At 64.8% G+C, this 22,768-nt stretch carries 26 protein-coding genes, 1 tRNA gene and 1 pseudogene; 11 read left to right on the top strand and 17 right to left on the bottom strand.

Features of this window, described 5'->3' with window-relative positions:
* Positions 1-98: 98 nt before the first annotated feature.
* Positions 99-980 carry an SDR family oxidoreductase gene (locus AKN84_RS36330; RefSeq protein WP_050425233.1) on the top strand — a complete coding sequence of 294 codons (882 nt, stop codon included), beginning with the start codon at positions 99-101 and terminating at the stop codon, positions 978-980.
* 6 nt (positions 981-986) lie between these two features.
* Here AKN84_RS36330 and AKN84_RS36325 read toward each other — a convergent pair whose 3' ends face one another.
* Positions 987-1,322 carry a GIY-YIG nuclease family protein gene (locus tag AKN84_RS36325; protein WP_050425232.1) on the bottom strand — a complete coding sequence of 112 codons (336 nt, stop codon included), beginning with the start codon at positions 1,320-1,322 and terminating at the stop codon, positions 987-989.
* 105 nt (positions 1,323-1,427) lie between these two features.
* Between AKN84_RS36325 and AKN84_RS36320 the strand changes: the two genes are divergently transcribed.
* Positions 1,428-1,853, top strand: coding sequence for a DUF1330 domain-containing protein (locus tag AKN84_RS36320; RefSeq protein WP_050425231.1), 426 nt, complete (start codon positions 1,428-1,430; stop codon positions 1,851-1,853).
* 8 nt (positions 1,854-1,861) lie between these two features.
* On the opposite strand, the gene AKN84_RS36315 is transcribed toward AKN84_RS36320, so the two are convergent.
* A complete protein-coding gene (locus tag AKN84_RS36315) occupies positions 1,862-2,527 on the bottom strand; it encodes a glutathione S-transferase family protein (protein ID WP_050425230.1) in 666 nt (221 codons plus the stop codon).
* Positions 2,528-2,658: 131 nt separating this feature from the next.
* On the opposite strand from AKN84_RS36315, the gene AKN84_RS36310 reads away from it, so the two are divergent.
* The 4 genes and pseudogenes from AKN84_RS36310 (at position 2,659) to panE (ending at position 6,585) form a co-directional block, all read left to right on the top strand.
* Positions 2,659-3,246 (top strand): DUF2239 family protein, encoded by a 588-nt coding sequence (locus AKN84_RS36310; protein WP_050425229.1) that lies wholly within the window; start codon positions 2,659-2,661, stop codon positions 3,244-3,246.
* A gap of 237 nt (positions 3,247-3,483) precedes the next feature.
* Complete coding sequence (locus AKN84_RS36305; RefSeq protein WP_128971465.1) at positions 3,484-4,839, top strand: MATE family efflux transporter; 1,356 nt, start codon at positions 3,484-3,486, stop codon at positions 4,837-4,839.
* Between the two features lie 111 nt (positions 4,840-4,950).
* Positions 4,951-5,555, top strand: a pseudogene (locus AKN84_RS36300) (DsbA family protein).
* 112 nt (positions 5,556-5,667) lie between these two features.
* Positions 5,668-6,585 carry a 2-dehydropantoate 2-reductase gene (panE, locus tag AKN84_RS36295; protein ID WP_050425227.1) on the top strand — a complete coding sequence of 306 codons (918 nt, stop codon included), beginning with the start codon at positions 5,668-5,670 and terminating at the stop codon, positions 6,583-6,585.
* 204 nt (positions 6,586-6,789) lie between these two features.
* On the opposite strand, the gene AKN84_RS36290 is transcribed toward panE, so the two are convergent.
* The 5 genes from AKN84_RS36290 to AKN84_RS36270 form a co-directional block, all read right to left on the bottom strand.
* Positions 6,790-7,368, bottom strand: coding sequence for a c-type cytochrome (locus AKN84_RS36290; protein WP_050425226.1), 579 nt, complete (start codon positions 7,366-7,368; stop codon positions 6,790-6,792).
* Positions 7,369-7,571: 203 nt separating this feature from the next.
* The gene (locus AKN84_RS36285) at positions 7,572-8,849 is read right to left on the bottom strand and encodes a PQQ-dependent sugar dehydrogenase (protein WP_050425225.1); all 1,278 of its coding nucleotides are present in this window, start codon (positions 8,847-8,849) and stop codon (positions 7,572-7,574) included.
* A gap of 262 nt (positions 8,850-9,111) precedes the next feature.
* Positions 9,112-9,786 (bottom strand): DUF2865 domain-containing protein, encoded by a 675-nt coding sequence (locus AKN84_RS36280; protein ID WP_050425224.1) that lies wholly within the window; start codon positions 9,784-9,786, stop codon positions 9,112-9,114.
* A gap of 230 nt (positions 9,787-10,016) precedes the next feature.
* Positions 10,017-10,091: transfer RNA gene (locus AKN84_RS36275), tRNA-Gly, on the bottom strand.
* Positions 10,092-10,251: 160 nt separating this feature from the next.
* Complete coding sequence (locus AKN84_RS36270) at positions 10,252-10,707, bottom strand: SRPBCC family protein (RefSeq protein WP_050425223.1); 456 nt, start codon at positions 10,705-10,707, stop codon at positions 10,252-10,254.
* A 261-nt stretch (positions 10,708-10,968) separates the two neighbouring features.
* Between AKN84_RS36270 and trxA the strand changes: the two genes are divergently transcribed.
* A complete protein-coding gene (trxA, locus tag AKN84_RS36265) occupies positions 10,969-11,889 on the top strand; it encodes a thioredoxin (protein ID WP_050425222.1) in 921 nt (306 codons plus the stop codon).
* A gap of 30 nt (positions 11,890-11,919) precedes the next feature.
* Complete coding sequence (locus AKN84_RS36260; RefSeq protein WP_050425221.1) at positions 11,920-12,594, top strand: LON peptidase substrate-binding domain-containing protein; 675 nt, start codon at positions 11,920-11,922, stop codon at positions 12,592-12,594.
* A gap of 92 nt (positions 12,595-12,686) precedes the next feature.
* Here the strand turns inward: AKN84_RS36260 and AKN84_RS36255 are convergent, their stop codons facing one another.
* The 8 genes from AKN84_RS36255 to AKN84_RS36225 all read right to left on the bottom strand — a co-directional run bounded on the left by AKN84_RS36255 (position 12,687) and on the right by AKN84_RS36225 (position 18,962).
* Positions 12,687-13,241 carry a cytochrome b/b6 domain-containing protein gene (locus AKN84_RS36255; protein ID WP_050425220.1) on the bottom strand — a complete coding sequence of 185 codons (555 nt, stop codon included), beginning with the start codon at positions 13,239-13,241 and terminating at the stop codon, positions 12,687-12,689.
* Positions 13,242-13,275: 34 nt separating this feature from the next.
* Entirely contained in the window at positions 13,276-13,560 is a 285-nt protein-coding gene (locus AKN84_RS36250) for a PepSY domain-containing protein (protein ID WP_050425238.1), read from the bottom strand.
* A gap of 223 nt (positions 13,561-13,783) precedes the next feature.
* A complete protein-coding gene (locus tag AKN84_RS36245; RefSeq protein ID WP_050425237.1) occupies positions 13,784-16,321 on the bottom strand; it encodes an EAL domain-containing protein in 2,538 nt (845 codons plus the stop codon).
* A 219-nt stretch (positions 16,322-16,540) separates the two neighbouring features.
* Entirely contained in the window at positions 16,541-17,353 is an 813-nt protein-coding gene (locus AKN84_RS36240) for an SDR family oxidoreductase (RefSeq protein WP_050425236.1), read from the bottom strand.
* A gap of 23 nt (positions 17,354-17,376) precedes the next feature.
* Positions 17,377-17,679 (bottom strand): PaaI family thioesterase, encoded by a 303-nt coding sequence (locus AKN84_RS36235; RefSeq protein WP_244485689.1) that lies wholly within the window; start codon positions 17,677-17,679, stop codon positions 17,377-17,379.
* Entirely contained in the window at positions 17,663-17,797 is a 135-nt protein-coding gene (locus AKN84_RS50130) for a hypothetical protein (protein WP_283805565.1), read from the bottom strand. The genes AKN84_RS36235 and AKN84_RS50130 overlap by 17 nt, the downstream gene beginning before the upstream one ends.
* Positions 17,794-18,600: a crotonase/enoyl-CoA hydratase family protein gene (locus AKN84_RS36230; RefSeq protein WP_050425219.1), complete on the bottom strand. Its 807-nt coding sequence runs from the start codon at positions 18,598-18,600 to the stop codon at positions 17,794-17,796. The genes AKN84_RS50130 and AKN84_RS36230 overlap by 4 nt, the downstream gene beginning before the upstream one ends.
* A gap of 11 nt (positions 18,601-18,611) precedes the next feature.
* On the bottom strand, positions 18,612-18,962 hold the full coding sequence (locus tag AKN84_RS36225; protein ID WP_050425218.1) for a hypothetical protein: 351 nt from the start codon (positions 18,960-18,962) through the stop codon (positions 18,612-18,614).
* A gap of 94 nt (positions 18,963-19,056) precedes the next feature.
* Here AKN84_RS36225 and AKN84_RS36220 point away from each other — a divergent pair, with 94 nt between their 5' ends.
* Both AKN84_RS36220 and AKN84_RS36215 read left to right on the top strand, forming a co-directional pair.
* On the top strand, positions 19,057-19,593 hold the full coding sequence (locus tag AKN84_RS36220) for a TetR/AcrR family transcriptional regulator (RefSeq protein ID WP_050425217.1): 537 nt from the start codon (positions 19,057-19,059) through the stop codon (positions 19,591-19,593).
* Between the two features lie 105 nt (positions 19,594-19,698).
* Positions 19,699-19,896, top strand: coding sequence for a Trm112 family protein (locus AKN84_RS36215; RefSeq protein ID WP_018269337.1), 198 nt, complete (start codon positions 19,699-19,701; stop codon positions 19,894-19,896).
* A 93-nt stretch (positions 19,897-19,989) separates the two neighbouring features.
* Here the strand turns inward: AKN84_RS36215 and AKN84_RS36210 are convergent, their stop codons facing one another.
* Both AKN84_RS36210 and AKN84_RS36205 read right to left on the bottom strand, forming a co-directional pair.
* Positions 19,990-20,436 carry a hypothetical protein gene (locus AKN84_RS36210; protein WP_050425216.1) on the bottom strand — a complete coding sequence of 149 codons (447 nt, stop codon included), beginning with the start codon at positions 20,434-20,436 and terminating at the stop codon, positions 19,990-19,992.
* 52 nt (positions 20,437-20,488) lie between these two features.
* The gene (locus AKN84_RS36205) at positions 20,489-21,709 is read right to left on the bottom strand and encodes a ubiquinone biosynthesis hydroxylase (RefSeq protein ID WP_050425215.1); all 1,221 of its coding nucleotides are present in this window, start codon (positions 21,707-21,709) and stop codon (positions 20,489-20,491) included.
* 192 nt (positions 21,710-21,901) lie between these two features.
* On the opposite strand from AKN84_RS36205, the gene tesB reads away from it, so the two are divergent.
* Entirely contained in the window at positions 21,902-22,765 is an 864-nt protein-coding gene (gene tesB / locus AKN84_RS36200; protein ID WP_050425214.1) for an acyl-CoA thioesterase II, read from the top strand.
* Positions 22,766-22,768 lie beyond the last annotated feature (3 nt).

The raw sequence follows: 22,768 nt of genomic DNA, 5'->3' as shown, positions 1-22,768 counted from the left end.
GAAGGTGGTGTATGTGGCTTACCCCTCTCCCCAACCCTCCCCCGCAAGGGGGAGGGAGCCCTGCTAGTGTGCGTTCCTAACTGTGGAGGAGGCAGCAGATGACATCGCTCAAAGGCAAGACGCTGTTCATCTCCGGCGCGAGCCGCGGCATTGGGCTGGCGATCGCGTTGCGCGCCGCGCGTGACGGCGCCAATGTCGCGATCGCGGCGAAGACCGCCGAGCCGCATCCGAAGCTGAAGGGCACGATCTATACCGCCGCCGACGAAGTCCGCGCCGCCGGCGGCAAGGCGCTGCCGGTCATTTGCGACATCAGGGACGAGGTCCAGGTGATGGCGGCGATCGAGCAAACCGTCGCCGAGTTCGGCGGCATCGACGTCTGCGTCAACAATGCCAGCGCGATCAGCCTGACCAATTCGCAGGCCACCGACATGAAGCGCTACGATCTGATGATGGGGATCAACACCCGCGGCACCTTCATGGTGTCGAAATACTGCATTCCGCATCTGAAGAAGGCGGAGAACCCGCACATCCTGATGCTGTCGCCGCCGCTCGACATGAAGACCAAATGGTTCGAGCACTCGACCGCCTACACGATGGCGAAATTCGGCATGAGCATGTGCGTGCTCGGGCTGGCCGGCGAGTTGAAATCGGCCGGCGTCGCGGTCAACGCGCTGTGGCCGCGCACCACGATCGCGACCGCCGCGGTCGGCAATCTGCTCGGCGGCGATGCCATGATGCGCGCGAGCCGCACCCCCGAGATCATGGGCGATGCGGCCTATGCGATCATCACGCGGCCGTCGCGCGAATTCACCGGGCGTTTCTGCATCGACGACAAGGTGCTCTATGCCAACGGCGTGCGCGACTTCGAGCACTACCGCGTCGATCCATCGGTGCCGCTGATGTCGGATTTCTTCGTGCCTGACGACGACGTGCCGCCGCCCGGTGTCACCGTGCAGGCGCTGCCGCAGACGTCGCGTTGAGCGCGACTAGACTGCGGACGCCTTCAGCTGCGCGCGCCAGTGCGCCACGCGCTCCTTGAGCAGCGTGTCGCGCACATAGGCGAGCTCCTCATCTTCGATCCGCTCCAGCGTTTCGAGCGACAGATTGTCCGCGCCATGCGCCGACCAGGCGCGCTGCAGCTCGGCATTGCGATGACTGCCCATCCGCAGCGTGAACCAGATCCGGTTCTGGATCTTGTCGAGATCGAGCGCCTGCCCGACCCAGACCGCGCCGGTCGCGCGGCAGCGGATCGCGAACACGCCGGCAACGCTCGCGCGCTTCTTGTAATCGGCGATGGCCAGCTTGCGGTCCTCGGTCTTCATGGGGGCTCCTGTCGTCGTGGCGTGATGATTTATATCCGGGTATTATTGACAAGGCAATTATGCCCGGGTAAAAAATGCCCATCCGAACCCGACGGGACGACCAACATGGACACCACCTGCTATCTGGAGCCGACCTGGAACGCCGGGCGCGACTTTGCCCAGCGCGAGATCACCGGCGAGCTGGTGATGCTCAACCTGCTGCGCTTCCGCGAGATCGCCGATTATTCGCAGGACCCCGAGCTCGCCCCGCCGCAGCCGATATCCGGCGCGGAGGCGTACGACCGCTATGTCGCGCACACGCTCCCGCATCTGCAAAGGAGCGGCGGCGACATCCTGTTCATGGGTGACGGCGGGGCGTTCCTGATCGGGCCCGAGGGCGAGCGCTGGGACCGCGCGATGCTGATCCGGCAGAAGAGCCGCGGCGCATTTCTCGCCTTTGCGGTGGCAGAGGCCTATCTGGCCGGCATCGGGCATCGCACCGCGGCGCTCGCCGATTCACGGCTGCTGCCGCTGGTCGAGCTGCCGCGATGAGCGCGCGTTTATCGGCCGACCTCGTACGGCCCACCCTTCTCCAGCGCCCGCGCATAGGCCGGGCGGGCGTGGATGCGTTCGAGGAACGCCACGCATTTGGGATGGCCGTCCTCAAGCCCGCCGCGCGCGGCGGCCGCTTCCAGCGGAAAGCTCATCTGGATGTCGGCGCCGGAGAATTCGTTGCCGGCGAACCATTCGCTCTTGCCGAGCTCGCCTTCCCAATAGGCCATGTGCTGCTTGAGCTGCGGATTGACCAGCGTGGACAGCGCCTGGTTCGAGACCTTGCGCACCAGCGGCCGCAGCAGCGCCGGCGCGCGCTTCGGCATCAGCGTGAACAGCAGCTTCAAGAGCAGCGGCGTCATCGCCGATCCCTCGGCGTAGTGCAGCCAATAGGTGTAGCGCAGCCGCTCCGGCGTATCGGCCTGCGGGATCAGGCGGCCATTGCCGTGAGATCCGATGATGTATTCGAGGATCGCGCCGGATTCGGCGATGGTGTTGCCGTTGTCGGTGACGACGGGCGACTTGCCGAGCGGATGGATCGCGCGCAGCTCCTTCGGCGCCCGCATGTCGGGTTGCCGCTGGTAGCGCACGATCTCGTAAGGAACGCCCAATTCCTCGAGCAGCCACAGCACGCGCTGCGAGCGGGAATTGTTGAGGTGATGAACCGTCAGCATGGGCGTCCTCTCAAATGTCAGCGCAATCGGGCGGCGTTTGGTGCCAGCCGGGAACAGGAAAGTCGAGATCCACGCACCGCAATGGCCCGGAATAACCCGGGCATTATGTCGCGCAATCGGAGAGGTCTATCATGAATCCTGCCTATGTCGCCTTCGAAGGCGAGCATCGCATCGGGGCCGGTGACCTCCCGGAGGTTGCGCGCGCCGCCAAGCAGCACCTCGACCGGCACAAGGATGCCGCGGTCCTGGTGTTCAACGGCCGCACCTCGGCGCTGGTCGATATCGACTTCCGCGGCTCGGTCGACGACGTGCTGGCGCGGCTGCCCAAGCCCGCCCGTCCGCTCGACGAGGAGCCGGCGGCACCGGCCGCGCCACGCGGGCCGGGACGACCAAAGCTTGGCGTCGTCGCGCGCGAGATCACGCTGTTGCCGCGGCATTGGGACTGGCTCGCGCAGCAGAAGGGCGGCGCATCGGTTGCGATCCGCAAGCTGGTCGACGAGGCCCGGCGCTCAAGCGGCGACAAGGACCGCGCGCGCGCTGCACAGGATGCCGCCTATCGCTTCATGACCACGATGGCCGGCAACCGGCCGCATTACGAGGAGGCGATCCGCGCGCTGTTCGCGCACGACCGGCGGCGCTTCGCGGCCCTGATCGCGGACTGGCCGGCCGATATCCGCGACCACGCCATCGCGCTCGCCTATAGCGATCAAGCGGACTAGCTCGTGGTGAGATTAGGTTGAACACCAACCGCGACGGCGCAGCACTCCCTCGCCCCGTTCTTACGGGGAGAGGGTTGGGGGGGGCTGCCTCCGCATACTCGGCGATAGCTGAATTTGCGGAGACTCCCCCTCACCCGGAACGCATCTCGCGATGCGTTCCGACCTCTCCCCGCACGCGAGGCGAGGTGAGCGGCGCCTGCGTCCCACTGCCGCCCTGACGATCTCAGTTTTTGGAATTTGAACGTGTCCACACCTCCCTCCCTCCGCAAATCCTTCCTGCTCTTCCTCGCACCGATGCTGCTGAGCAATGTGCTGCAGTCGCTGTTCGGCACCATCAACGGCGTCTATCTCGGCCAGATGATCGGGGTCGACGCGCTCGCGGCGGCGTCGGTGTTCTTCCCGGTGATGTTCTTCTTCATCTCCTTCGTGATCGGCCTCAGCGCGGGTGCCTCGGTCATGATCGGCCAGGCCTGGGGCGCCGGCGAGCCCGACCGGGTCAAGGCAGTTGCCGGCACCACCATGACGGTGACGCTGCTGCTCGCGCTGGCGATCGCCATTCTCGGCGGCCTGTTCGCCCGGCCGCTCCTAGTCGCGCTCGCCACGCCGCCTGACGTCCTCGACGCCGCGGTGTCCTATGCGCGGATCATGATGATCACGATGCCGGTAACCTTCGCGTTCCTGCTGCTCGCGGCGATGATGCGCGGCGTCGGCGACACCGTGACGCCGCTGGTGGCGCTGACGGTCTCGACCGTCGTTGGGCTCGTGGTGACGCCCGCGCTGATCCGCGGCTGGCTCGGCCTGCCGATGCTGGGCGTCGCCAGTGCCGCGATTGCCTCCGCCGTCTCGGGCGTCGTGACGCTGCTCTGGCTGCATGTCCACATGCTCAGGCACAAGCACCCGCTCGCCTTCGACACGGCGTTCCTGCGTGCGATGCGGCCGAACGGCGCGTTGCTGCGCATCGTGCTGCGGCTCGGCATTCCGACTGCGATCGGCATGGTGGTGGTCTCGCTCGCCGAACTGGTGCTGCTCGGCCTCGTCAACGGATTCGGCTCGGACGCCACCGCCGCCTATGGCGCGGTCAACCAGGTGATCGGCTATGTGCAGTTCCCGGCGATCTCGATCGCCATCACGACCTCGATCTTCGGCGCGCAGGCGATCGGCCGCGGTGAACCCGGCCGGGTCGGCGCCATCGTCAGGACCGGGCTCGAAATGAATCTCGCGCTGACCGGTGGACTGGTCGTGCTCGGCTATCTCTTTGCGCGGCCGCTGATGGGCTTCTTCATCGTCGACCCTGCGGTGCTCGCGCTCGCCCAGCAGCTGCTGTACATCGTGCTGTGGAGCATGGTGCTGTTCGGCATGGCGACGGTGTTTTCTGGCGCGATGCGCGCCGGCGGCACGGTGTGGATGCCGCTGTTCATCTCGACCCTGGCGATCGCGGCGGTCGAGGTGCCGGTCGCGACCCTGCTCAGCCGCGCCATCGGCATGAGCGGCATCTGGATCGCCTATCCCGTCACCTTCGCAACCATGTTCCTGTTGCAGATGGCCTATTACGCCCTGGTATGGCGCAAGCAGACCATCAAGCGGCTGATTTGACATCATGCACTGCTGCTCACATGATGAGTATCATATTCTACCGATGGCGCCTGCGACGATAGGCCCATGCTACAATGAGCCCAAACAAGACAAGCTGAGGGAGAAACCGCCGTGAGCCAAAATCCGCAATTCCTGTTCGATTTCGGCAGCCCCAACGCGTTCCTCAGCCATGAGGCGATCCCGGCGATCGAACAGCGCACCGGCGTCAAATTCGAATATGTCCCGATCCTGCTCGGCGGCATCTTCAAGGCCACCAACAACAAGTCGCCGGCCGAGACGCTGGCGGGCGTCAAGAATAAGCCCGAGTTCATGAAGATCGAGACCGAGCGCTTCCTCAAGCGCTTCAACGTCAAGCCCTACACCTGGAACCCGTTCTTCCCGGTCAACACGCTGAACCTGATGCGCGCGGCGGTCGCCGCCCAGTTCGAGGGTGTGTTCGAGAAGTATATCGAGGCGGCTTTCCACCACATGTGGGTCGAGCCGAAGAAGATGGACGATCCGGAAGTGGCCGGCAAAGCCTGGCGTCCTCCGGCCTGGATGCCGCAAAGCTGTTCGCCCGCGCGCAGGACGCCGATGTGAAGGGCAAGCTGATCGAATACACCCAGTCGGCCGTCGAACGCGGCGCGTTCGGCTCGCCGACCTTCTTCGTCGGCAAGGAGATCTTCTTCGGCAAGGAGCAGCTGCGCGAAGTCGAGGAAATGGTGTCGGGAAAGTGAGATGAGCCGGCCGTGAATAGCGGGTAGCGAATAGACGGTTCAGTTCCCAATCTATTCGCCACTCCCCATTCGCCCCTAGCTTCCGGGCAACTACAAAGAAGGAAAAATTCCCATGCGTGTTCTCGTGGTCGGCGCCGGTGCGATCGGCGGTTATTTCGGCGGCCGGATGCTTCAGGCCGGCCGCGACGTCACCTTCCTGGTGCGGCCCCGCCGCGCCGCCGAGCTCGCCTCCGCCGGGCTCGTGATCAGGAGCCCGAACGGCGATGTCACGCTGAGCAATCCGCCGACGGTGCAGGCCGACAAGCTCTCGGACAAGTTCGACGTTGTGCTGCTGAGCTGCAAGGCGTTCGACCTCGAGGACGCGATCAAGTCGTTCGCACCTGGTGTCGGCGACAAGACCACGATCATCCCGCTGCTCAACGGCATGCTGCATCTCGATGCGCTGGAGAAGAAGTTCGGCGCCCAGCATGTGCTCGGCGGCCTCTGCGCGATCGCGGCGACGCTGAACGAGAAGCGCGAGGTGGTGCAGCTGCAGCCGATGCAGTCGCTCGCCTTCGGCGAACGCGCCGGCGGTCTGTCGGACCGGGTGCGCGCGATCGCCGACACTTTCTCCGTCGTCAACGGCGCGGCCGCCAGCGACCACATCATGCAGGACATGTGGGAGAAGTGGGTGTTCCTGGCCTCGCTCGCCGCCTCCACCAGCCTGATGCGAACCTCGGTCGGCAACATCCTGGCCGCCCCCGGCGGCAAGGACTTCCTGCTCGGCATTCTCGACGAATGCAGCGCGATCGCGGCCGACGCCGGCCACGCGCCGGGCGGCCCGTTCTTCCAGCGCACCCGCGGGCTCTTGACCACCGAAGGCTCGCCGATGACCGCGTCGATGTTCCGCGACATCAAGGCGGGGCTGCCGGTCGAAGCCGACCACGTGATCGGCGACCTGATCGTGCGCGCCGATGCGGCCAAGATCCCGGTGCCGAAGCTGCGCACGGCCTACACGCATCTCAAAGCGTATGAGAAGCAGCGGGGGTAGCCTCCACCCTCCCCTGGAGGGGGAGGGTCGGCTCACACCGAGCGAAGCGAGATGTGAGACGGGGTGGGGTGATCTCTCAACACGGGCACTGTTCGAGTGGAGAGACTGTCACCCCACCTCGTCGCTCATTGCATTCGCGCCGATCCCAGAGCGAGCTTCGCTCGTCTCGACCCCTCCAGGGGAGGATGGCAGAGTGCCGCGTCGCTACAAATGCGCCAGATAATGCGCGAGCGCGGTGATCTCCTCGTCGCTCAAGGGATACGCCACATCGGCCATCGCGGCCTGCGCGCCGCCGGAGCGCTGGCCCGACTTGTAGTCGTGCAGCGCCTTGACGAGATATTCCTCGCGCTGGCCGGCGATGCGGGCGACCGCCTTGGTGCCGGCGAAGGTGTCGCCATGGCATGAGGCGCAGCGGCGGCCGGCCGCCGCCTGCTTGCCCTTCTCGGACAAATCGGGATTGTCGTCCTTGCCGCCCTTGAACGGCGGCAGCGACCCGAAATAGGCGCCGAGATTGCGGATGTCGTCGTTGTTGAGCTGCTCGACGATCGGCTGCATCTGCTCGTTCTTGCGTGCGCCGGCGCGGAAGAACACCAGCTGCCACTGAATGAATTGGTCGAGCTGTCCGGCCAGCGATGGAATGTTCTCGGTCTGCGAGATGCCGTTGTCGCCATGACAACCGGCGCAGATTTCGGCCTTCGCCTTGCCGGCGGCGACATCGGCGGCACTGGCGGACGAAACGAGGAGAATTGCCGTCGCCAGAATTCCAAGGGACGCAAGTCGCATGTCAGTTTTCTCCGGCTGTCATCGCCGGGCGTCTGTCCTCGAGCTGATCGAGGATGACCCGGCGATCCATCGTGCTTGGTGAAGGTTTCTTGGTTGGATGGATGCCCGGATCAAGTCCGGGCATGACGAGGTGGTTCCTTTACCCGATCGCAACAGAGGCTGCGGTCGCCTCACGGCCGCCGCAGCCTCATGAGCTTCGACTGTTACTTCTTGCTGTAGCTGATGCGATAGATCGCACCGGCCCAGTCGTCGGCGACGAGGATGGAGCCATCCTTGTCGAGCAGGATGTCGGCGGGACGGCCGAGATAGCCCTGGTCACCCTCGATCCAACCGGAGGCGAAGATTTCCTGCTTGGCATTCTTGCCATCGGGGCTCGCGGTGATCTTCACAATGCGGCCGCCCTGGTACTTGTGCCGGTTCCAGGAGCCGTGCTCGGCGATCAGGATCGCGTTCTTGTAATCGGCCGGGAATTGGCTGCCGGTATAGAACTTCATGCCGAGCGGAGCCACGTGTGCGCCGAGATTGTACACCGGCGGGGTGAACTCCGAGCACTTGTGACCCATCGCGAACTTGGTGTCCGGCAGGTTGCCCTGGTGGCAATAGGGATAGCCGAAATGCTCGCCGATCTTCGAGATCATGTTGAGCTTGTCGCTCGGCAGATCGTCGCTGATCCAGTCGCGGGCGTTTTCGGTGAACCAATACTTGCCGGTGCGCGGATCGACGTCGCCGCCGACCGAGTTGCGCACGCCGAGCGCCCAGATCTCCGCATTGCCGGTCTTGGGATCGACGCGGCGGATCTGCGACACCGAGGTCGGCGGGATGCCGATGTTGAAGGGAGGTCCGAACGGAATGTAGAACCAGCCATCCTTGTCGACGGCGATGTATTTCCAGCCATGCGCCGCATAGGACGGCATGTCGTCATACACCACCTTGCCGCTGCCGAGATTGTCGAGATTGGCTTCGGCATTGTCGTACTTGATCAGCTTGTCGACCGCGATGACATAGAGCGCGCCGTCCTTGAAAGTGAGGCCGGTCGGCATGTTGAGGCCCTTGAGGATGGTCTTGACCTCTTTCTTGCCGTTGTTGTCCTTGATCGCATAGACGTTGCCGAGGCCGAACGAGCCGACGAACAGCGTACCCTTGTCGCCCCAGGCCATCTGCCGCGCCGCGAGCACGTTCGAGGCATAGACCTCGATCTTGAAGCCCGGCGGCAGCTTGATCTTCTTCATCATGCTGGCGAGTTCGGCATCGGACGCGCCGGTCGGCGGACCGGACGGCGGGGCAAGGCCCTTCTGCGCTTCGGTCTCGTCGCCGAGGAACCAGTCATCCGGCGGATGGGTCCAGAATTCCTTGGTGCCGGATTCGTATTTCTTCAGCGCACGGTTCTTGTCAGTTTGTTGCTGCGCATTGGCGAAGGTTGTCCCCGCCAGCAGCGCAACCGCCGCGAACGCAAGTATCGATCGATTGAAAGCCGATTTCATCGCGTCACTCCCCTGTGCAAGCCGTTGCAGCTTGCCTGTTATTGATTTTGAACGCCCTGAGAGATGATGGTGGCGGTCTGGAGGTAGGTCAGACGGCAAAATGGTAGCACATCCAACGACGCTGAAAAGCGCGTGCAGCGGTGTGCGCTGCGTCAAAACAAGTTGAGACGATATTTGAGACGATATTTTCCTGCGCACTCTGCCTGCGAACAAGGCATTCTGCACCGCAGCGTGATATTCGAATGAAGCTAACGCTTGGAATCTATCGCGACGAGAGGCGCGCCAGGCCGAGCGCGTGCGCCTTGGCCTTCGACAGCGGCCTGAACAACACGCTGCGCCGCTCGCCACTGGTGATCGCCGCGATCTTGAAGCCATCATCGGCGGCGATGATGTCGCCGGTCCGAAGCGTCATGTCGTCCTCGATCGCAATCCGCGACAGACCGGTTGAGGCGCTGGCGCTGCACGAGCATTGCGGCACGATCTCGCGCTGAAACCGGAATGCATTTGCGAGCGTCTTGTAGGTCTCGCCCTCTTCGGTCCTGGCGCTGTCGATGTCAGAGCCGGAATACAGCTTGACCTCGGCAGCGGGACAGGCCGCCTCGCACGACCTGACATCGGCTGCCCCGCTGACGCGCGGCAGCGGGAAGAAGCGGCCGTCGCAGGTCCGAACGCAGAAGTTTTGCGCGCCGCCCCAATGCGAGCGCGTCGTGATGTAGACCCGGGTCCGCGGCTGCTGGGTGGGCTCGGAGCCGGGAGCCGGCTCAAGGCCGGGCATCGGAAAGAAACTGGGCGCCGGCGCGTAGGCGGAGTCGCTCGGCAATTGCTGCGCTGAAGCCGGCGAACATATCCCGGCGCCGGCAAGCGCGATCAGCGCTGCAACGCTTGCGCGCGCAACGCGGCGCTCCAAGGCAGGATCTGGCGTCCAGCTGATCGACATGATTCACTTGCGTGCCGCGTCGCGAGCGGCAGCCATTTCAACGCCGACACAACCACAGATTCCTATCAGTTTTGAGAATGCACCATTCGACGGCTAACGAGGCCGGAAGCGGCCATTGCGGGCCGCGGCAAACGGCAAGACCGCGCCAACAACAAAAAAGCCCGCATTAGGGGCGGGCCTTCATCAGACTGTCAGCTCTGTCGGCGAGATATTCGGTCAGCGAGAGATTTTGGAGCGGGCGAAGGGGCTCGAACCCTCGACCCCGACCTTGGCAAGGTCGTGCTCTACCACTGAGCTACACCCGCATCCGAACTGGCGGCGATCGCTCGCCGGCAACGGCAGACCTATGCCAAATGCCGTCCGTGAATGCAACACAAGAGCGCGGTCTGCCCCTCACGAAATCGCACGGTTTCGCTAAAAATTGACCCCGAATCGGCCGAAACCGGCCGCTGCGACGATTTCTTTTTATGTTTCCGCCGGAACCGGCCTCAAAGCCATCTCGTCCCGGAGCGATTCGAGCCAGCTCTCGAACCAGCCGGTCAGGGTCTGCGCCAGTTCGACGCGGCGGTCGGCGTCGCAATCGAACACCGCCCACCATTCGATAAAGGCCCGGTCGCCGTCGACCACCGGGGTGACCCGCAGGGTTGCGCTGAAATCCGTCATCGGCAGGGTCGCCGGACCGGCAAATTCGTAGGTCTGGAAGCGCTCGACGTCGGACTGCGCGAGCAGCCGCTGCCGGATCCGCCGTTCCCGGTACAGCACGTTGCGCACCGCACCGACGGTGTCGCCGGACTTGCCGTCCTCGATCTCGCTCGACCCCGCGCCGCGGACCCAGACCGGGTAATTGTTGAAATCGCGGATGATTTTCCAGACCTCGCCGGCCGGCTGCTCGAACACGGTGCTGTAATAGGCCTTCGCCATGGGTGATCCCCGTTGCCATCAAGGACGGCCATCATCAGCCGTTCCGGGGGGGCGAGCCCACCCGATCTCCGATGGAACGGGATGGGACGGCGAGCGATTGAATTTTCTCGGCTCACCGCCATGTACTGGGCGTGATCTGTCGGAAAACCGGTTCCCACTTTTCCGGGATCATGCTCTAGGCTCACAGAACGGCTGAACGTGCCGTACGGAGCGTGCTAGAACGCCCCCGGATTTCCGACCTCAGAAGCAGGCGAGGACAACGTGACGATAATGGAGCAGGGCGGCACCACGCCCCAGGCAGCGCCCGATCTGATCAAGGAGACGACGACCCAGACCTTCGTCAAGGACGTCATCGAGGAATCGCGCCGCCAGCCGGTGATGATCGATTTCTGGGCGCCCTGGTGCGGCCCCTGCCGGCAGCTGACGCCGATCCTGGAGAAGGCGGTCAAGAACGCCAAGGGTCGGGTCAAGCTGGTCAAGATGAACATCGACGAGCATCCGCAGATCCCGGGCCAGATGGGCATTCAGTCGATCCCGGCCGTGATCGCATTCGTCAACGGCCAGCCCGCCGATGGCTTCATGGGCGCGGTGCCGGAGAGCCAGGTCAACGCCTTCATCGAGAAGATCACCAAGGGTGTGCCCGCCGCCGGCGAGCCCAATCTCACCGAGGTCCTGGCCGAGGCCGATGCCGTGCTCGCCGAGGGCGACGCCGAAGGTGCGGCACAGATCTACGCCGAGGTGCTGGCGCACGACGCCACCAATATCGCGGCGCTGGCCGGCCTCGCCAAATGCTACATGACGACAGGTGCGGTCGAGCAGGCCAAGCAGACGCTCGCGATGGTGCCGGAATCCAAACGCAACGACGCCGCGGTGAAGGCGGTGCAGGCGGCGATCGATCTCGCCGAACAGGCGCAGTCGGTCGGCCCGATCGCCGAGCTCGAACAGAAAGTCGCCGCAAACCCGCTCGATCATCAGGCCCGGTTCGATCTCGCGACCGCGCTCAATGCGATGAACAAGCGCGCGGAGGCGACGGAGCAATTGCTCGCCATCGTCAAGCGCGACCGCAAGTGGAACGACGACGGCGCGCGCAAGCAGCTGGTGCAGTTCTTCGAGGCGTGGGGCGGCACCGATGAGGCAACCGTCGAGGGGCGCCGGCGGTTGTCGACCATCCTGTTCTCGTAAAATTCGCCCGTCACAGCAGCGGGACCGCAGATGCCGATCAATGCCGAATATCGCGGGCCCGGCGAGCTCCCCGAGGTGATCCCGGTGTTCCCGCTGCCCGGCGCGCTGTTGCTGCCGCGCGGCCAGATGCCGCTCAACATCTTCGAGCCGCGGTATCTCGCGATGGTCGACGATGCGCTGCGCGACGGTCACCGCCTGATCGGCATGATCCAGCCGGACGTGACTCATTCGCAGAAGGAGGCGAAGCCGGTGCTGTTCCGCATCGGCTGCGTCGGCCGCATCACCCAGCTCGCCGAATCCGGCGACGGCCGCTACATCCTCGAACTGACCGGCGTCGCGCGCTTCAAGGTGGTCGAGGAATTGAACGTGCAGACGCCCTACCGGCAGTGCAAGGTCGATTTCTTCTCCTTCACCGGCGACTTCACCGCGCGCAAGGGCGAGGAGGCCGTCGACCGCAAGGCGCTGCTCGAGGTGCTCGCCGATTTCCTGGAAGCCAACAATCTGAAGGTCGACTGGGAGGGCATCGAGTCCGCGCCCAACGAAGCGCTGGTCAATGCGCTGGCGATGATGTCGCCCTATGGACCGGCCGAAAAGCAGGCGATGCTCGAGGCGCCCGACCTGAAGACCCGCGCCGAGATCCTGATCGCCGTCACCGAGATGGACCTCGCCAAGAAGCGCACCTCGGGCGATCCGCCGGTGCAATGAGCATGATCCGGAAAAGTGCGAAGCGGTTTTCCCGCGCGACAAACGCTCCGCGTTTGCGCGGAGATCATGCCCAAACAAAAGCCACGCGTTGATCAGCGATCGCGAAGCTGCTTGCGTCCGGTGAACATCGCACGCACCAGATTCTGACGCTGCAATAGTCCCACCACGATGACGCCGAGCACATGCAGGGCGACCAGGATCATCACTGCATCCGAAGCATAGGCGTGGGTGTCTTCGACCCACCAGACGCCGAAGAAGGTCACGGTGACTTCCATTGCGCCGGTGATCGCGGATACCGCGAGCGTGAGCAGCAGCGCCACCAGCATCACGGTGCCCGCGGGATTGAGCCCGATATAGCGGCCGGTGATGCCGCGGCGGAGATTCCAGATGTAGCGCGGCGCGGCGCGCAGCCGGACGCCGAGCTTGCCGAAACGCGCATAGCGCGTGCCGGCAAAGCCCCAGATCAACCGGAACGCCAACAGCCCGATCACGGAATAGCCCGCTAGCCGATGCAGCCCGTCACAGAAGCTGGGCGTCACCCACGCGACCAGGACGAGGATGGCGAGCGCCCAGTGCCACAGCCGCAGCGGCAGGTCCCAGACCTGCACGCTGGTCGCGCCGCGGGCGCCCGGCGCCGCCTCCGTCATCACCGCCGCTTCACTTGGCGATTCGCCTGACGATTCACTTGGCGATCGTGTGCTTCAGACTGAGATCTTCCGGGCTGTAGAACAGCTCGTAGAGCTTGCCTTCCTTGACGCCGTACACTTCGTAGCAGGAGCCTTCGACCTTCGAGCGGCGCACCTCGTAGCCGGCCGCCTTGGCCTTGGCTTCGGCATCGCTTGCCGGCTTCCAGGACGCCTTGTCGAGCTTGGTACAAGTCTTGTAGCCGTCGGCCAACGCCGCCGATCCCGCAAGCCCCAGAACACCAGCTGCAAGCACAGCGCTCAAAATCACTCTCACGCGCATCTCCCCTCCGTTGACGATCATGCCCACAACGCACATCGCGCCGAGCACATGGGTGAACAATGCCGAGGGGATTGCCAAGTCAAGGAAGCGCGGCAGCGGCAGCCTTTAGAGAAATTCTAACCGCCGCGAAAACCGCTTTGCGCTCCACGCGCAATTCGGTTTTGACCGCGTGCTGCGGCCTTACGCCTTACGGAGTTCCGAATCTGCCGGCGCGCGCCTTCGATCAGGACGCGGCACCCGCCATTGCGCGACGAACCACAGCAGGGCGTTCGGCCGCTGCCGGGACCCGCTCACCGATCATCTGCGCGACCTTCTCGCTCTGCACCGGCGGGCTGAAGTGGAAGCCCTGCACTTCCACGCAGGCGTCGGCGCGCAGGATATCGAGCTGCTCCCTGGTCTCGACGCCTTCGGCCGTCGTCGTCTTGCCGAGGCTGACGGCGAAGCGAACGATCGCCCGCGCGATCCGGCGCGACTCGTCCGATGCACCGGAGAGCTCGGACACGAAGCTGCGGTCGATCTTGACCTTGTCGAACGGAAACTTCTGCAGGAAGCTCAGCGAGGAATAGCCGGTGCCGAAATCGTCGAGTGCAATCCGCACCCCGAGATCGTGCAGCTGGCTGAGCGCCGCGAACACCGCCTCGCTGTCCTGGATGATGGCCGTTTCGGTGACTTCGAGCTCGAGCCTGTCAGGAGAAATTCCCGCACTCGCCAGCGCGTGCACGATCACCGGGACCAGCTCCGGGCTCCTGAACTGCACCGGCGACAGGTTGATCGCGATCTTGAGATCGCCGGGCCATTTGGCGGCTTCCGCACAGGCAGTGCGCAGCACCCATTCCCCGAGCGGCACGATCAGGCCGGTCTCTTCCGCGAGCGGAATGAACTGCGCCGGCGAGACCATGCCGCGCTGCGGATGGTGCCACCGCAGCAGCGCCTCGAAGCCGCAGGTCTCCCCGCTCGCGACATGGATGAACGGCTGATAATGCAGCTCGAACTCGCCATTGGCGAGCGCACTGCGCATGTCGCGCTCGAGGCTGCGCCGGGCCTGCAGCAACCGGTCGAACTCCGGCTCGAAGAAACGGAACGAGCCGCGTCCACCGCTCTTGGCCGAATAGAGCGCAAGATCGGCGCTGCGCAGGACCTCGTCCGAATCGGTGCCGTCGCGCGGTGCGAGCGCGATGCCGATGCTGGTCGTGGTGGTCACCCGATGATCGCCGAGATCGATCGGCTCGCTGAGCGCCTTCCGGATCTTCTCCGCGAGCATGCCGGCCTCGGTGACCGGATCGCTGACGTAGTCGATGACAGCGAACTCGTCGCCGCCGAGCCGCGCGACCAGCGTCGTGTCGCTGACGCAGCGGCGGAGCCGCGCGGCCACCGACTTCAGCAACGCATCCCCCGCCGGATGTCCGAGCGTGTCGTTGACGTCCTTGAAGCGATCGAGATCGAGCATCAGCACCGCAAGACCCGGCCCACCGCACCTCGCGCCGGAAAGCGCCTGCTCCATCCATTCCTTGAGCAGCACGCGATTCGGCAGGTCGGTCAGCGCGTCGTGTTGCGCCATATGGGTGATCTTGGCCTCGGAGCGCCGCTGTTCGGTGACGTCGCGATGGGTTGCGACCCAGCCGCCGCCGGGCATCGGCTGCCGCGTCACGCAGATCAGCCGGCCGTCGGCAAGCTCGTCGACCCGGCTGCTGATCTCGTCGGCCGGCAGCGCGTTCAGCGTGGCGAGCTTCTCGGTCGCGGCGTTGTCATTGGTCTCGCCCTTGAGAATGCCATTGGCGATCCGGTGCGTGATGATCTCGCGATGGGCAGTGCCGGGCATCAGCAATTCGGGCGGCAGCCGGTACATCTTGGCGTAGCGATCATTGCAGACGACGAGGCGCTTCTCCGCATCGAACATGCAGAGGCCCTCGCCCATGTGGTTGATCGCGGTATCGAGCCGGAACCTCTGTTGCTCGAGCTCCTTCTGCGACGCCTCGACCTGCTGGCGCGCCAGCGACAGCTGGCGGATGATCTCCTCGAAGCGGCGGGTGCGAAGCGCGAGGCGTCGGTCCGCGAGCACGCCGACCAGGCTCATCCCGAGTACCGAGAGCGCCACGCCCGCGATCACGATGGCGAGGAAGGCGGGAGAGAGCGACAGGGCCTCCGGAGCGAGCAACGGATCCGGAATGATCTCGACCGCGCCCATCGCGGTGAAATGATGCGACACGATCGCAAGCGTCAGCAACAGCGCCGCGACCAGCGACGACCAGCGATCCTGGTAACGGACCGCGGTCGCCAGCGCGGCGTAACCGAACAGCATGCCGAGCACGATGGAGGCGGCCACGAGGTCCATCGACCACACCACGTGGCCCGGCACTTCCAGCGCCCACATTCCAAGATAATGCATGCTGGCGATGCCGGCTCCGATCACGGCGCCGCCGACCGGCGCCCGCCAGGGGCTGGAGTCGCTGGCAGCAAGGCCGAGGCCGCCGGATGTCAGCATCATCGCCACCGCAAGCGACAGCGCGGTGAGAACGATCCCGTAGCCGGTCGGCACGCCCGGCTCGTAGGCCAACATGGCGACGAAATGCGTTGCCCAGATGCCGTAGCCGATCGCAGCGCCCGCGATCGCGATCCAGATCAGCCGCGTCCGCGCCTGCGAGGCGATCGCGCGATGGAAGATGTTGACCGCGACAATGCTGGCAACGAAGCAGACCAGTCCGGCCAGCAGAACCAGCCGCCAGTCATGCTCACCTGAAAGGCACGTCAGAACACGAAACATGCGTCGGTCCATCGTTGTCCGCGTGGACAAGCTAGGCCGATTGGATTGTCTTCTCGATAATTTTCTACAACTTTCAGTGGCATGGTTATCCGCGCGTAAGCCGATTCCGCACGGAAATTGATGGCCCCATAAATTTAGAACACGTGCTCTATGGCGCGGACTTGTTTGCCGTTGTTCCGCGCACCTTGTGCTTCAGCGATTGCTTTCGGGAACAACCGATTACGCGGCCGACCGCCACCGCCCGGAAGCCTGCTTCAACCAATCCGCCCATGACCGCGTGCCGCGGACCCCTTGGCTCACCACAAAACCCATACCCCGCGCAGCCTTGTCCGACAGTGGTACGGGCAGGATGACACGGCGGAGCCCACGCGCTGCCTGAAACTGCCGGGCGATCTCGACCAGGCAGAGGTCGTCGGGTCCGCCGATCTCGGCGCGCATGCCGCGTCCTCCGTCGAAGGCGCATCTGACGAGATAGTCCGCGACGTCGGATATATCGACCGGATTGAACGTCGCACGAGGTATCGGCCACACCGGAAGACCGGACACGCCTGCCAACAGATCCTCGAGGAGATAGTGGAACGGCATTGCGCGAACCACCGACCATGAGACGTGCGACTGTCGGACCAATTGCTCGCCAGCAAGCTTGACGCGTGCATAGGGCAGCGTCGCTTCATCGAGCCCGACGATCGAGACCTGAAGGACATGCTGCACGCCGGCATCGTGGCTGAAGGCCAGCAACCGCGCGGTCCCCTCGACATCCACCGCCGACGGTGACTTGAAGAAGTCGACCGGCCTGAAGCCGCCGCGGCGAGCGATCGGCGAATGTGTCGCGGCATTGATCACGGTGTGCACGTCGTTCAACGCAGTTCGCAAGCCTTGCCCGGTGGCGAGATCGCCGATCGCCCACTCGACGTCGGTCCGTGCCTGCGGGGACCTCGCGAAGACACGCACGCGGTGCCCAGCCTGGACGAGTTGATCGACGAGATCGCGGCCGAGATGGCCCGTCCCGCCGGTGACGAGGACGAGAGACATGTTCATGCTCCAATGTTGACCGATCAGGCCGCGAGCGGGATCAGCACCGTCTCGCCGGTCGCGACCAGCGCGGCCTCGCCCTGCTCGTTCGCGGCAAACAGCTCGGCGCGCGCGAAGACCTGCCGGCGGCCGGCACGCACCAATGTGCCCTTGGCGATGAAGCCGCGGCCCACTGCAGGCCTCAGGCAGTTCATCGAGAAATGCGAAGCGGTGACCGAGCCCACGACGGACGCGGCGGCAAAGCCGCAGGCGGTGTCGAGCAGTGCCGCGATCATGCCGGCGTGCAGGTGGCCTGCATACTGGGTGAGATCATCGCGCCAGGGCATACGCAGCTCCACTTCGCCGCGCGGCGGAAATCACCTCGAGGCCGACAAGCCGGTTGAAGGCCGCCGACGCATTGGTCGCGATCAGACGCTCCAGATCGAATCCCGCTCCAGTGGTCATGCAAACCTCCATTGCGGCGGTCGTCGTTCGAGATTGGCCCTGACCGCCTCGATGTGATTGGGCGCGCCAAGCAGCAGCGCCTGCTCGGCTGTCTCGGCGGCGAGCCCGGTCGCCGCATCGCGATCGGCGGCAAGATTGAGCAGCCGCTTGGCGGCGCCGACCGCATCGGGACTGCGGTCAGCGATCGCGCGGGCGGTCTCCAGTGCGGCGGCGCGTGGGTCTTCGGCGATTCGGGTGGCGAAGCCGTAACCGAGCGCTTCGTCGGCGGAGAAGACGCGCGCAGTATAGGTCAATTCGCGCACCACGTCCTCGCGCGCGAGATGGCGCATCAGCAGCGTGCCGGCCATGTCGGGCACCAGCCCCCATTTGGCTTCGATGATGGCAAGGCGCGTGCCGGGCGCGAGATATCTGACGTCGGCACCGAGCATCAGCTGAAAGCCGCCGCCGAATGCGATGCCATGGACGGCAGCGAGCACCGGCACCGGCAGCGCGCGCCAGAGCCACACCAGATGCTGCGCGAAATTTGCGATGCCGTGCGTGCGTTGGCCGAGATCGGCAAACGGGAGGATCGACTCGCCTTCCGTCGTCGCGACCAGGCGCTCGATATCGAGGCCGGCGCAGAAGGCCTGGCCTTCGCCCGACAGCACCGCGGCGCGGACCTTTGAGTTGTCGGCGAGCTGCGCGCCGATGTCGGCTATTGCGGTAAACATCGCCGGATCGAGGGCGTTGAGCTTGTCGGGACGGTTGAGCCTGACGTCGGCGACGCCACCCGCGATGCTCAGGCTGATGCGGTCAGTCGTCATCGTTGCGCCCGCTAGTAGCCGGCGGCAGCGAGCGCCACGACCACGCTCATCGCCATCCAGCCGATATGACGGAAGCGGGTCGCAACCGCATTCGCCAGCGCGGCGCAGCCGAACACGACCGCGAGCGTCGCCACGATCCAGTGCCGCGCGGCATCGGAGGCCATCGCCGGCGCTGCAATCAGCAGCACGCCGCCGCCGATCCAGGCGACGGTGCCGGCCTGATAGACCAGGCGGAGCAGCAGGCGCAGCCGCGGCGGCTCGACGGTGGCGCGGGCGAATATCTTGGTCTCGCCGAGCACGCCATGGATCAGGCTGACCAGGATGGCGATGGTACCGGCGCCTTGCAGCAGAAGATCACGCATCGGCAAGTCTCCATACAGTACTGTATGGATAAAACGTCAACGGCTGGCGCCTGTCAATACACTTGTGTATGGTGGGCGGCGCAGATGGGGAACCATGACGGAACAGCTCTCAGCCAAGGACTGGCTCGATCAGGGCCTGAAGACGCTGGCGCGGCGCGGCTTCACGGCGCTCAAGGCCGAGCCGCTGGCCAAGGCCATGGGCGTCTCGCGCGGCAGCTTCTACTGGCATTTCGCCGACATCGGCGCCTACCGCGCCGCGATCCTCGACCATTGGCGCGAGGTCGCGGCCGAGCAGGTGATCGCCGAGCTCGAGACCATTCCGCAAGGCGGCGACGCGCTGGCGCTGCTGCTGCGCCGGACCTTCTCGGCGCGGCTGGCGCTGGAACGCGCGGTGCGCAGCTGGGCCACCACCGACGCCGCAGCGCGCGCTGCCGTGCTTGAGGTCGACCGGCGCCGCATCGGCTATATCGAAACCCTGCTCCGGCAGGCCGGATTTCCCGACGACGTGGCGCGCGGCCGGGCGCAGATCTTCTACTGGGCGTTCATCGGCTACGCGCTGTCCGAGCAGACGCTGCCGAAAGCCCAGCAGCAGGCGGCGATCGACGAGCTGCTGCGGATGACGAAGCGCTGACAGCTGACATTTGGATGTGCTACATCACGGCAGTTTATTCTGACGCGTTTTCTTCACGCGAACCGGTACCCACTTCGCTCGAAAACGCTGCAGCCGGAGACCGCAATGAATTCGACGACCGATCACCTCGAAAGCACCGCCGACCCAAAGCTGCTCGAAATTCTGGTGTGCCCGATCACCAAGGGACCGCTGGAATTCGACGCCGCACGGCAGGAGCTGATCTCGCGCTCCGCAAAGCTCGCCTATCCGATCCGCGACGGCATCCCGATCATGCTGCCGGAAGAGGCACGCAAGATCGATTGATGTGATCGCGTAGCCCGGATGAAGCGCAGCGCAATCCGGGAAAATCTCACCGTGGAAAGTCCGGTCCCCGGATTTCGCGCAGCTCGATCGGGGCTACGGAGCCGGATGACCGGTGATCACAAGCCCCTTTGCAGTGACGACCACCGCAACAACCTGATGCCTGCTGTAAAAGAAAATCGGCAATGACCGCACGCCCGGAAGCTGGGGCTTATGGTCGCCATAGCTTATTTTGTCGCCAGCGAAGAACATCGCATCGGAGACAAGTTCGTTGTTCTCGATGTGAGCGATGATCGTAAGGCACTCGTCCTCATCGACCGTGCAGGCCTCCTTGTGCCTGACCCTAATAATCATCATTTCTGGACCGCCAGCCTGATTCTGCAAGGCAACCGCCCGGCTCAATTCGGCGGTAGCTACCGCATCAGCAACGTTCAGACCGGTCAGGAAGCGTGTGAGAGGTGCAAGCCACGCTTCCGGGACAGGCGTGTCGAATGGCTGCGGCGTCGCCATCATGGCCGAAGCGTCGGTGACCTGCAGAAACATCAGGAATGATGCAGCCAGTAAACGACGAATCGTTTTGCGGCCTATCACAACTCTACAGCGCCTCACCCTTCAGCAGCCGCGGCACTTCGCCTGACAATCCTGCCGCCTGGCGGATGAACATGCTCTTCAGTGGCGGCGCGCGATCGACGAGGCCGAGGCCAATGTCGCGCACGGTGCGCAGCAGCGTCGATTCGTTGGAGAACAGGAAGTTCAGCGAATTGGTGGCAACGCCCATCGCCATGGTGTCGAAGCGCCGCCAGCGCTGATAGCGCTCGAGCACGTCGGCCTGCCCGAGATCCATGCCGAGCCGCGCCGCATCGACCACGACCTCGGCCAATGCTGCGACATCCTTCAGGCCCATATTGAGCCCCTGCCCCGCGATCGGATGGATCACATGCGCGGCGTCGCCGATCAGCGCCAGCCGTTCGGCGATGAACGAGCGCGCGACGAAATAGCCGAGCGGAAATGCGCGCGGCTTGTCGAGCGCCTTGATCTCGCCGAGGTGCAAACCAAAACGCTGCTCGAGCTCGGCGTGGAATTGCTCTTCATTCGAGGCGACAATACGCGCGGCGTCCTTGCGCGTCTCGGTCCACACCAGCGATGAGCGGTTGCCGGTCAGCGGCAGGATCGCGAACGGGCCTGCCGGCAGGAAATGCTCCTCGGCGCGGCCGTGATGCTCGCGCTCATGCCCGACCGTGACCACGATGCCGGATTGATCATAGTCCCAGCCATGGGTCGCAATCCCGGCGCGCTCGCGCAGCTTCGAGCGTGCGCCGTCGGCGGCGACCAGAAGGCTCGCATCGATCTCGGTGCCGTCGGCCAGCCGCACGCTGACGCCGTCGGGGCGTGACTCTGATGTCGACACCGCGGTGGCACGTAGCTCGACGCCCTCGGCCTCGGCGCGCGCCGCCAGCGCATCGATCAGATAGCGGTTCTCGACCATATGGGCGAACGGCTCGCCGGGCTCGACATTGCCGGCGAAGGTCAGGAACACCGGACGCGTCGCGTCCTCCAGCTTGGAGTCGGTCACGACCATATCCGTGATCGGCTGCGCGGTCGGCGCCACCTGACCCCAGACGCCGAGGGTCTCGAACAGCCGCCGGCAGGCCGCCACGATCGCGGTCGCGCGCGGATCGCGGCTCGGGCGCTGGCTCAGCGCTGGATCGGCCACGATGACCGGGATGTCCGGCCCGAGCCCCTGGCGCAACGCCACCGCCAGCGCCAGCCCCGCAAATGCGCCCCCGCAGATCACGATACTTCGTTGTGCCGGCATGCCTTTTCCTTACGCGCCCGACGCCATCAGACTGTGCTTGCTACCTGATAATAGCTGGGCGAAACAGGGGGCAGAAACAAGCCCGATCGTCATTCCGGGGCTCGCGCAGCGAGAACCCGGAATCTCGAGATTCCGGGTTCGATGCTGTCGCATCGCCCCGGAATGACGGTTTAACCAACCGAAAGCCACCGAATGTCCAAGAGCCTGATCGACCTGCTGTCCATCCTCGATCTCGAGCAGCTCGAGGTGAATTTGTTCCGCGGCAACAGCCCGAAGACGAGCTGGCAGCGCGTGTTCGGCGGCCAGGTGATCGGTCAGGCTATGGTCGCGGCGTGCCGCACCGTCGAAGGGCGACTGCCGCATTCGATCCATTGCTACTTCATCCTGCCCGGCGATCCGCAGATCCCGATCATCTACCAGGTCGAGCGGCTGCGCGACGGCAAGAGCTACACCACTCGCCGCGTCACCGCGATCCAGCACGGCAACGCGATCTTCTCCATCATGGTCTCGTTCCATTCCGACGAAGAGAGCAACTTCAATCACCAGGAGAAGATGCCCGACGTGCCGCCGCCGGAGAAGCTGACCGCGGAGGAAGTGTCGAAGCAGCCGATGTTCAAGGAGATGCCGGAGTTCATCCGCCGCTACTATGAGAGCGACCGGCCGATCGAGCTGCGCCCGGTCGAGCTCGGCCGTTATTTCGGCCAGAAGATCGACGACGGCCGCATCCATGTCTGGATCCGCACCGCGGCCAAGCTGCCCGACGATCCGGCGCTGCATCTGTGCGCGCTCGCTTATGCGTCGGATTTCTCGCTGCTCGATGCCGTGATGGCGCGCTATGGCCGCACGCTGTTCGACCGGCGCATGATGCCGGCGAGCCTCGACCACGCGATGTGGTTTCACCGCCCGTTCCGCGCCGACGAATGGCTGCTCTACGCGCAGGATTCGCCGAGCGCACAGTCTGGCCGCGGTCTGACCCGCGGCCAGATCTTCAAGCCCGACGGCACGCTGGTGGCGTCGGTCGCGCAAGAAGGATCCGTGCGCGAACGCAAGGTCTAGGAC

Origin of the sequence: Bradyrhizobium tropiciagri (assembly GCF_001189845.1) — a bacterium.
In the GTDB taxonomy this organism is placed as follows: Bacteria; Pseudomonadota; Alphaproteobacteria; order Rhizobiales; family Xanthobacteraceae; genus Bradyrhizobium; species Bradyrhizobium tropiciagri.
The sequence above is the reverse complement of the archived record's forward strand: the minus strand, read 5'-3'. Positions and strand labels throughout refer to the sequence as shown.